4 protein-coding genes and 1 pseudogene are annotated in these 3,249 nt (G+C 70.9%); 2 read left to right on the top strand and 3 right to left on the bottom strand.

What is annotated here, in order from left to right; translation table 11 throughout:
* A partial coding sequence (locus AC30N0_RS12970; RefSeq protein WP_489518325.1) for a tripartite tricarboxylate transporter substrate-binding protein occupies positions 1-273 on the bottom strand: 273 nt, incomplete at its 3' end.
* Between the two features lie 142 nt (positions 274-415).
* On the opposite strand from AC30N0_RS12970, the gene AC30N0_RS12965 reads away from it, so the two are divergent.
* Positions 416-1,189, top strand: a complete 774-nt coding sequence (locus tag AC30N0_RS12965; protein ID WP_489518324.1) for an SGNH/GDSL hydrolase family protein — start codon at positions 416-418, stop codon at positions 1,187-1,189.
* Here AC30N0_RS12965 and opgC read toward each other — a convergent pair.
* Entirely contained in the window at positions 1,134-2,387 is a 1,254-nt protein-coding gene (opgC, locus tag AC30N0_RS12960; RefSeq protein WP_489518323.1) for an OpgC domain-containing protein, read from the bottom strand. The genes AC30N0_RS12965 and opgC overlap by 56 nt on opposite strands.
* 39 nt (positions 2,388-2,426) lie before the next feature.
* Positions 2,427-2,864 carry an acyl-CoA thioesterase gene (locus AC30N0_RS12955; RefSeq protein ID WP_489518322.1) on the bottom strand — a complete coding sequence of 146 codons (438 nt, stop codon included), beginning with the start codon at positions 2,862-2,864 and terminating at the stop codon, positions 2,427-2,429.
* Between the two features lie 56 nt (positions 2,865-2,920).
* Here AC30N0_RS12955 and AC30N0_RS12950 point away from each other — a divergent pair.
* A pseudogene (locus AC30N0_RS12950) lies at positions 2,921-3,249 on the top strand (metal ABC transporter permease); the annotation flags it as partial.

Raw genomic sequence — 3,249 nt, 5'->3', positions numbered from 1 at the left:
GTCGGGCGGCGCCTTGGCGATCAGGTCGACGCCGATGATGCTGTTGGCGCCCGGCTTGTTGTCGATCGCGAACGTCTGGCCGAGCCGCTCCTGGAGCTTCTGCGCGATGAGGCGCGCCGTCACGTCGGTGAAGCCGCCCGGGGTGTACGGCACGACGACGCGGATCGGCCGGGCCGGCCAGGTCTGGGCCTGGGCCGCGGGCAGGGCCAGGGCCGCGCCGGCGGCGACGAGCCGGCCGTTGAAGCGGCGCCGGCCGGGTGCGAAGAGGGTCATGGTGTCTCCAGGGTGGTCTGCGACTGCCGCCGTCTTCTCGCCGGCGCACCAATGTAGCGCGCCGGATGCGGGCGCCGCAGCGGGTTTGTGCCCGAGAAGACCGTGCCGTGTCACAGGGCTTCGGCTTTGCGAAAATGTCGCCATGAGCCACCGCAAGCTTCGCAAGCAGGCCCGCAGCCCGGGCAAGGACCACGTTCACGTGCGCGCCCGTCGCCGCATGCGCGCCGCCGTCGCGGTGTTCGGCCTGGCCCTCGGCGCGGTGTCGCCCCTGCACGCGCAGACGCTGCGCAAGGCCTCGATCGAGATGCGGCCCGGCGCCCCGGCCGTCGAGTCGCGCTGGCGCGAGAGTCTGGAAGGGTTCGCCGCCAGCGACCGCGACCGCGCGCCCGCCCCGGGCGGCGTGGTCTTCGTCGGCAGCTCGTCGATCCGCCTCTGGAACGATCTCGAGCGCGAGTTCGGGACGGTGACCATCGTCAAGCGCGGCTTCGGCGGCTCGCGCCTCTCGGACTGCGCCCGCTACGTCGCCCAGTTGGTCCTGCCCTACCAGCCGCGGACGGTCGTCGTGTACGCCGGCGACAACGACCTCGCCGAGGGCGCGACGCCGCAGGGCGTGCTGGCGAGCTACACCGAATTCGTCGACCGCGTGCGCGAGGCGCTGCCCGACAGCCGCATCGTCTACATCTCGATCAAGCCCAGCCCGGCCCGCGAGGCGCTCATGCCGGCGGCGATCCAGGCCAACGAGCTGATCCGCGACCACGCCAGGCGCCATCCCGGGCTCGACTACGTCGACGTCTACACGAAGATGATCGACGGGGCCGGCCGGCCGCGTGCCGAGCTGTTCCAGGCCGACGCGCTGCACCTCAACGCCGCCGGCTACGCTCTCTGGAAGGCGGCGGTCGCCGAACACCTTCGCTGAGCCCGGCGGCGGCCTGGCGGGCCCGTGTCCGCTCGGCGCGGCGGGCGGCGAAGCCGGCGCGCACGCGTGCCGCGTGCCGGTCGATCCTCTCGCTGATGCGGGCAACGACGTAGAGGACGCTGAAGCACGTCGCCAGGATGCCGATGTCGAGCGCCCAGGGCCGGGCGGGCGTCGGCTCGCCGAAGACGGTCAGCGCGAGCAGGGCGATGACCAGGTGGGCGCAGAACACGGGCAGCGACGCCGCACCCAGGGTCTCGAGGACGCGCAGCCGAGGCAGGTGCGTGGACAGCCAGGGACCGAAGTGGATGGCGAGGGTCACCAGGGCGAGCAGGTTGACGAGGCGCAGCGGCCCCAGCTGCCACTTGTCGAAGAGCATGTTCAGGACGACGTCGCCGAGGAAGGGCGCCTGCCCGACCGCGTGCCGCCAGACGAGGCCGGTGACCGCGACCGCCGCGGCGCAGGCGACGAGCCAGTTCGGGAAGACGGTCACCGCCGTGCCGCGGGCGTGCGCGACACCCATCCACAGCCCCAGCATCCAGAGCAGCTGCCAGGCGACGATGTGGAAGGCGCCGGTCTCGGCCAGCGGGATCGGCAGGCCCGTGAGGTGCACGACGGCTTCGTAGAGCGCCTTGCTGAGGCCGAACTGCGCCGCCAGCCACAGGCCGACGCTGCCCGACAGCAGAGCGAGCCAGCCGTGCTTCGCGCCCGTGACCAGGATCAGCGGGCTGGCCAGCATGAACAGGATGTACATCGGCAGGATGTCGAGCAGCGGCGGGTTGTAGACGAGCAGCAGCGCGCCGACGAACGCGGCCACGGGCTCGCGCAGGAAGAACGAGACCAGGTTCGTGACCGCTTCCTGCTCGATGACCAGGCCGATTATCGTGACGACGAAGAAGAGGAAGAAGAGCAGCGCCGCCTGGCTCAGGTAGATCTTGAGGACGCGCTTCAGGAACGCCGTGCGCATGTCCTCCACGCCGCTCTTCAGCTGCTTCTCGGTGTAGATCCAGCCGGCCATGAAGGCCGACAGGAGGACGAAGCCTTCTGCCGCCGAGACGTAGCCGAACGGCTGCCCGACCGGGGAAACGAAGCGGGTCGGCACGTGCGTGATCGTCATCAGCACCAGCATCAGCCCGCGCAGGGCGTCGATCTGCCACAGGCGGCCCGAGGCCTTGCTGCCGCCTTCCTGACGCTGGCTCATGCCGGCCGGTCGCAATCGGCGGGAGCGGCCGTGCGGCGCTCAGCCGCCGTTCAGGGCCCGGGGCCGGCCCGCGTCGTCGATGGCCACGTAGGTGAGGTTGGCCTCCGTCACCTTCACGACGCGCAGGTCGGCGGGGTTGCGCTCCGCATAGACCTCGACGTTGACCGTGACCGACGTGCGGCCGATCCGCTCTACCCTGGCGTAGAAGCTGAGCAGGTCGCCCATCGAGACCGGCTGCTTGAAGACGAACTGGTTGACGGCGACGGTGGCGATCCGGCCCTTGGCGATCCTGGCCGGAAGGACGGCGCCGGCGAGGTCGACCTGGGCCATGATCCAGCCGCCGAAGATGTCGCCGTTGCCGTTCGCGTCGGCGGGCATGGGCATGACCCGCATGACGAGCTGGCGGTCGTCGGGCAGCTGAAGCGGTGCATCGGAGGCACCCGCAGCCTGCAGCTGCTCGCTTGAAATCTCGGGCATATTGCTCCACGTCGAACAGCGACCATTCTTTCATCAACTCCCCCGTCCCCCCGCCGATGCGACCTGCCACCTTGTCCACGCCGCCGCCTGCTGCGGTGGGCGGCGCGCGCGACGCGGTGCCGCGCTCCGACTGGCGCACGCTGAGAAAGCTGGTGCCCTATGTGTGGGCCTGGCGCTGGCGGGTGCTGATCGCGCTGGCCTGCCTGGTCGCCGCCAAGCTCGCCAACATCGGCGTGCCGCTGGTCCTGAAGAACCTCGTCGATGCCCTTGCGCTGCAGCCGGGCGATCCGGGCAGCGTGCTCGTCGTCCCGGTCGCGCTGCTCATCGCCTACGGCGCGCTGCGCCTGTCGATCACCCTCTTCACCGAGCTGCGCGAGTTCCTCTT

The organism is Rhizobacter sp. (assembly GCF_031412495.1).
Taxonomy (GTDB): Bacteria; Pseudomonadota; Gammaproteobacteria; order Burkholderiales; family Burkholderiaceae_C; genus Schlegelella_A.
The sequence above is the reverse complement of the archived record's forward strand: the minus strand, read 5'-3'. Positions and strand labels throughout refer to the sequence as shown.

What these genes read in the sequence shown, in the direction of transcription:
- opgC (WP_489518323.1), bottom strand. Translation starts at nt 2,387, where the DNA reads ATGAGCCAGCGTCAGGAAGGCGGCAGCAAGGCCTCGGGCCGCCTGTGG.
- AC30N0_RS12955 (WP_489518322.1), bottom strand. Translation starts at nt 2,864, where the DNA reads ATGCCCGAGATTTCAAGCGAGCAGCTGCAGGCTGCGGGTGCCTCCGAT.
- AC30N0_RS12965 (WP_489518324.1), top strand. Translation starts at nt 416, where the DNA reads ATGAGCCACCGCAAGCTTCGCAAGCAGGCCCGCAGCCCGGGCAAGGAC.